The sequence below is a fragment of the Vibrio sp. 10N.222.48.A3 genome (assembly GCF_041475345.1).
Lineage (GTDB): Bacteria > Pseudomonadota > Gammaproteobacteria > Enterobacterales > Vibrionaceae > Vibrio > Vibrio tasmaniensis_A.
On sequence record NZ_JBFRVX010000414.1, the window covers coordinates 1 to 5905 of the forward strand.

Annotated in this window: 7 protein-coding genes, 1 other RNA gene and 1 pseudogene; 3 read left to right on the top strand and 6 right to left on the bottom strand. The window is 46.4% G+C overall.

Annotated features, from left to right (window positions below):
* The 5 genes and pseudogenes from AB4653_RS12750 to zapA form a co-directional block, all read right to left on the bottom strand.
* Positions 1–83, bottom strand: a pseudogene (locus AB4653_RS12750) (IS66 family insertion sequence element accessory protein TnpB); the annotation flags it as partial.
* A 285-nt stretch (positions 84–368) separates the two neighbouring features.
* Positions 369–1025: a ribose-5-phosphate isomerase RpiA gene (rpiA, locus tag AB4653_RS12755; protein WP_009847664.1), complete on the bottom strand. Its 657-nt coding sequence runs from the start codon at positions 1023–1025 to the stop codon at positions 369–371.
* A gap of 124 nt (positions 1026–1149) precedes the next feature.
* Entirely contained in the window at positions 1150–1749 is a 600-nt protein-coding gene (locus tag AB4653_RS12760) for a 5-formyltetrahydrofolate cyclo-ligase (protein WP_009847663.1), read from the bottom strand.
* A 6-nt stretch (positions 1750–1755) separates the two neighbouring features.
* Positions 1756–1938: non-coding RNA, 6S RNA (gene ssrS, locus AB4653_RS12765), on the bottom strand.
* Positions 1939–1949: 11 nt separating this feature from the next.
* Entirely contained in the window at positions 1950–2258 is a 309-nt protein-coding gene (zapA, locus tag AB4653_RS12770) for a cell division protein ZapA (RefSeq protein WP_004735366.1), read from the bottom strand.
* A gap of 307 nt (positions 2259–2565) precedes the next feature.
* On the opposite strand from zapA, the gene AB4653_RS12775 reads away from it, so the two are divergent.
* Genes AB4653_RS12775 through AB4653_RS12785 form a run of 3 tightly spaced genes read left to right on the top strand, consistent with a single transcriptional unit; the run spans position 2566 to position 5579 of the window.
* Entirely contained in the window at positions 2566–3141 is a 576-nt protein-coding gene (locus AB4653_RS12775) for a YecA family protein (protein WP_004735367.1), read from the top strand.
* Between the two features lie 24 nt (positions 3142–3165).
* A complete protein-coding gene (gene ubiH, locus AB4653_RS12780; protein ID WP_102258174.1) occupies positions 3166–4344 on the top strand; it encodes a 2-octaprenyl-6-methoxyphenyl hydroxylase in 1179 nt (392 codons plus the stop codon).
* Between the two features lie 11 nt (positions 4345–4355).
* The gene (locus AB4653_RS12785) at positions 4356–5579 is read left to right on the top strand and encodes an FAD-dependent 2-octaprenylphenol hydroxylase (protein ID WP_009847661.1); all 1224 of its coding nucleotides are present in this window, start codon (positions 4356–4358) and stop codon (positions 5577–5579) included.
* Positions 5580–5706: 127 nt separating this feature from the next.
* Here AB4653_RS12785 and AB4653_RS12790 read toward each other — a convergent pair.
* Positions 5707–5905 (bottom strand): DUF1107 domain-containing protein (locus AB4653_RS12790; RefSeq protein ID WP_372104330.1); only part of this gene is annotated, 199 nt, incomplete at its 5' end.

The following is a 5905-nucleotide window of genomic DNA, read 5'->3' on the forward strand; positions in this document are numbered from 1 at the left end:
CAAAAAGCGCGTTGGGTAACACTGCTGCTTTCATATTGCTCAAACAGTGATTGCCATTCTAGGTTGGTGCGTCGTTTTGCCATTTCAACTCTCCTTTGGGTTGGAGAGTTGATCTTATTCTTCGCGCTGAAAGATTAGAATGCGGGGTTTATGGCGCGCTTACGATTTTTAAGCATTTATGGGGGTGTCGTTGCCGGGAATAGAAGAACGAAGCCAGGTAGGTATTGGGCTGCCGTCGACTTGGGGTTAGCTCAAAGTCTGCAGAATTTTCCTGTAAGCTGTTGATTAATGGTAATTTAAAGCAAAAAAAACGGCGCCCTAGGGCACCGTCTGTAATGAAGTAACAGAAAAACTCAATCTTCTATTATTTATTCTTCGATTTTTGCACCTTCAGGCGTGCCAGTGATAACTACATCAGCACCACGGTGAGCGAACAGACCAACCGTTACCACGCCAGCGATACCATTGATGATATCTTCTAGCTGTTTTGGGTTTTCGATCGCCATGCCGTACACATCTAGGATCACGTTGCCGTTATCGGTTGTGCAGCCTTCGCGGTAAACTGGGTCACCACCAAGTTTTACGAGTTCACGTGCTACGTATGAACGCGCCATTGGGATAACTTCAACAGGCAGTGGGAATTTACCCAACACATCAACTGCTTTGGTACCATCAACGATACAAATAAACTTATCAGAGATAGCTGCTACGATTTTTTCACGAGTCAAAGCAGCGCCGCCGCCTTTGATCATATCGCGAGAACCGTTAATCTCGTCAGCGCCATCAACATAGATGTCTAGCTTGAATACGTCGTTGCATTCGAATACTTTGATTTCTAGCGCTTCTAGTTTTTCAGTAGAGGCTACAGAGCTTGAAACCGCACCCTTGATTTTGTCTTTCATTGTGCCAAGTGCGTCGATGAAGTGATTTACTGTTGAGCCAGTACCTACACCTACAATGCTGCCTTCTTCAACATATTGAAGTGCTGCCCAGCCCGCTGCTTTTTTCATTTCATCTTGAGTCATGCCATTCTCCTGAATAAGGTCTTGCGCTTTGAATTGATCGTTTGCGTAATGATGAAGTTAACGTTTAGATATTGGGGTAACGTTTGGATATCGAGGTTAACGTTTGCGGCGCGATTATAGCGCTTTAATGGTTGTTTTCCCATTGCCAAGTTTTACTCGGAGTCACGATTTTAGGTAACGGAATGTCCCAACCTTCAATTGGTAAACGATCGACATGCTGGCAATCATGAGCCAAACCAATTGGCGTTGCGCCTTCACCCGTCTCGAACCATCGAGCCAAGGTGCGATCGTAATATCCGCCGCCCATGCCTAAGCGATGCCCTTGAGAGTCAAAGCCTACAAGGGGAGTCAGAATGAGATCGAGTTGCTGACAAGGTTTAACCAGCATTTGATTGAGCTGAGGTTCGACAATGCCGTACTTATTCAAAACAGTGGGTGTGGTTGGAGAGTAATGTAGAAACAGCAGATGTCCGGTAGAGAAGGGGTGTAATACTGGTAAATAAGTTTGCTTGCCTTGCGCCCATAACCATTCAATTAAAGGCTGGGTATCGAGTTCGCCATCAATGGAAATATAGAGGGCGATATGTTGAGCTGACTGAATCTCATCAAGCTGAGAGCACTGCTTAACTAAGTCTATACCGGATTGAGTTTGTTGGTCGCCAGATAAGGCATTGCGTTTGATACGGATCTGTTTGCGAAATTCGCTGCGTGTGAGCGTCTTCATAAGAAGGGATACCCCAAAGTGCCGTTGAGAATAGATGGCCCTTGAACCAGCGAGTTCAAGGCGGATCAGCAATGATTACCGTAGGCTTCTCGGCGGACCGAGCATGCTCAATAGCACTCAAGTACTAACCCTTAGGGATTGCTTATCGGCTCGGGGACGTGAATCCTCTGACAAACACTCCAGGGTAAATTTTGTGTACGCTATTGCTGTCCGTGCTTAACTTTACTGAGGACATCTGAAAGTGATGTCGTGAGCTGTTCCATTCGCTCGGTCAGTGCGTTTTGTTCATCATTTGCTTCAAACTTCTTGGTTTGTAATTCATAGCAAATGTTCAGAGCTGCGATCGTTAGCAGCTTCACTTCATTGGTTACCTTAGTACGTTCAGCCATCTCTTTCAATCGATTATCAAGATCGGCCGCCGCTGCAATCAATGACTCTTCTTGCCCTGGGGGACAATTCACTCGAGTCAGTTTTCCTAATATTTCAACGTCTACCGCTTGATTACTCATGATGGATGAACTCTTTAACGCACTATTTAAGGCTGTTGCTCTTTATCATTTTTTGAGAAAGAAAAAGTGCAAGTACCGATGAGGAAGCAATCTCCTCTGAGGGAGAAACTATAGGTAAACCGCTATTAAGATTCAAGCTTTTCAGAGTGACTGTTTGTAAATGAGAGCTTGAGCACACAGTAATTCAGCAAATTGAACAATTGGTAGTCAGTCGTCCTTCAATTGCTCAGGATCGACGCTTACCAGAATTGGGGTGAAGTGGTACGATTATACTATCGATATAAAGAATAACTGAGCGAGCTATCTGATGAGCGAAACTACTTTACCTGACTACCTAACGGTTGCGACTGAACTTCAATCGGCAAGCCTAGCCGTAAACCCTGCTGAGATGCATGGTTTATTAACGGGTATGTTGAGCGGAGGCTTAAACCTAGCAGATAAAAGCTGGCAACCACTTATCTTTGATTACACCAATGAAGGCATGGGGTGGCCAGATCGCGCATTAACGTTAGCGGAAGCTACATTAAAGGTGACGACCAGCGAAATCACAGGTTCAGGCATGGAACTGTCTATGTTGCTGCCTGATGAAGACGCAAGCGCAAGCTTGTTTGATTTGGCTGATGGTGTGTCAGATTGGATCAACCACTTTATTTCTGGTTTAGGCTTGGTTGGCGCTCAATTGAATAAAGCGTCTGACGGTACCAAAGAAGCATTAGCTGATCTTGAAGAGATGGCAAAGCTAGGCATTGACGAAGACGATGATATGGAAGAGCAAGCGCAGCTTCTAGAGCACGTTATTGAACACGTAAAAGCGTGTGCACTAACGATTCATGCTGAATTCGGTGCTCGCCCATCTGAAGATGCGGCTCCAACCATTCATTAATCCGCTTGTCGGTTTGAGGTTATAATGGCTCAGTATGATGTTGTAATTGCTGGTGGCGCAATGGCGGGGGCGACCTTAGCCCTTGCTCTGAATCACCTCAGTCAAGGTTCTCTATCGATTGCGGTAGTAGAGCCTTATCAGGTTGATCATCAAGCTCACCCAGGCTTTGATTCTCGTTCGATCGCTCTGTCTTATGGCACGGTGCAGATCCTTGATTCTTTGCGCCTTTGGCAATCTATCGCTCCGGTAGCGACCCCAATTAAAGATATCCATGTATCAGATCGAGGTCATGCTGGGATGACAGACATCTACAGTGAAGATCTTGCTGTTGATGCGCTCGGCTACGTGGTGGAGTTAGCGGATGTTGGGCGGATCTATCAGCAGAAATTAGAATCAGAAGCTGCAATTACGATGCTTTGCCCTGAGTCTGTTAGAACCGTTGAACGTGATGAATCGTTAACGACGATTGAGCTGACAAGTGGGCAAACCGTCACGACTAAGTTATTGGTTGCTGCTGACGGTGCAATCTCAACCTGTTGTCAGCAACTCAATATCTCATTGAGTGAGCATGACTTTGAACAAGTCGCTGTGATTGCCAATATCGTTGCTAGTGAGCCCCATCAAGGTCGAGCCTTTGAGCGTTTTACTCATCATGGGCCAGTTGCTCTGTTACCGATGAGCGACAACCGTTTATCGCTAGTTTGGTGTTTGTCACCGGAACAAGCACAAAAAGTGGTGGCCTTAAACGACAACGAATTTCTTGAGCAGTTACAGAATGACTTCGGTTGGCGACTTGGCCGACTAGAGAAAGTCGGCAAGCGTGCGAGCTACCCACTGATTCTTCGCCACCGACAGCAAAATATCTCTCATCGATTTGCCATTGTTGGCAATGCTGCTCAAACACTTCACCCTATTGCGGGGCAAGGTTTTAATCTTGGCATTCGTGATGTGGCTTCTTTGGCTGAAGAGTTATGTAACCAACTGGATGATGTTGGGCGTTACACTGGTCTTGTTAACTTTAGAAAGCGTAGAGAACAAGACAGAGACACGACGATTACGTTGACTTCAAGCCTAGTTCATCTGTTCTCAAACGATTTTTTGACCGCTCGTATTGGGCGAAACCTTGGGTTAGCCGTAATTGATAACCTTCCACCACTTAAAGGTCCACTTTTGCGTCATACGCTTGGCCTAGTAGAAAGATAAGGTAATAAATAATGATGCAAAGTGTTGATATCGCGATTGTTGGCGGTGGCATGGTTGGCCTAGCGCTTGCGGCTGCACTGAAAGACAGCGATCTAAGAATTGCGGTCATTGAAGGCAGAGCGCCTAGCGAAGGGCTTAGCGAATTGCCTGATGTGCGTGTGTCGGCATTGAGCCGCTCGAGTGAAGTGATTCTTCGCAATCTAGGCGCATGGCAAGGTATCGAACAAAGACGTGCTGCGCCCTACCAAGCGATGGAAGTGTGGGAACAAGACAGCTTTGCTCGCATTGAGTTTGACTCAACACGCTTAGCACAGCCTAACCTAGGCCATATTGTAGAAAACCGCGTAATCCAATTAGCGCTGCTTGATCAGGTTAAGAAGCAAGATAATGTCAGCCTATACATGCCTGCAACGTGTAAAACGATGGCGATTGGTGAGAGCGAAGCATGGCTAACGTTAGACAACGGCCAAGCGCTGACAGCAAAGTTAGTTGTTGGAGCTGACGGTGCAAACTCTTGGGTTCGCAAGCAACAAGATATCCCATTAACTCATTGGGATTACGGCCACAGTGCGATTGTCGCGAACATCAAAACCTCAGAGCCGCACCATAGCGTTGCTCGTCAAATATTCACACCGCAAGGGCCGTTGGCGTTCCTGCCAATGCAGCCAAGCAAAATGAGCTCGATAGTTTGGTCTACGGAGCCTAATCGTGCCGAGAAGCTTGTATCAATGTCGGATGCTGATTTTAATAAGCAGCTAACGGCAGAGTTCGACTCAAAGCTTGGATTATGCGAAGTGGTTGGTGACCGTTTTGCCTTCCCACTGCGCATGCGTTATGCACGTGACTTTGCTGTAGAGCGTGTCGCTTTGGTGGGTGATGCTGCTCATACTATTCACCCATTAGCAGGGCAAGGTGTGAACCTTGGTCTATTAGACGCAGCAAGCTTAGCGCAAGAGCTGTTAACGCTATGGGCTTCTGGTGAGGATATTGGTACCAAGCGCAACCTTCGTGGCTATGAGCGCTGGAGAAAAGCTGAGGCGGCGAAAATGATTGCTTCAATGCAGGGCTTTAAAGATCTGTTTGAAGGCGATAATCCGGCTAAGAAGCTAATTCGTGGTATCGGTATGAAGCTTGCTGGTCAATTACCGGGTGCGAAAGATGAGATAATGAAGCGAGCGCTGGGGTTGTCGGGCAACCTTCCGGATTTAGCTAAGCGCCCCGTAGTACACCGATAGTCGCGTGAGATGGATTGCTGTTGATGGTCAGTAGCTAAAGTTGATAGCAATTAACGACATCACGAACACGAAAAAAGGGTTGGCATAATGCCAACCCTTTTTGTTTTTAATTCTTTAGACTATCAGATCATGCGTACGCGCAGCGCAGTTTCATGATTTCACTATTTATTTCTTTTACGGTTTGGAAGTGACGCTTCTCTGCTCGGTCTGGTAGTACGAGTTTACCGTTATCAAACTCAAATTTACCTACGCCGTAAATGTAGATTCGTCCTTTGAAAAGTCGACTTACATGTTTAGCAATCATACTCGGTGTATAGCGCTTAAAC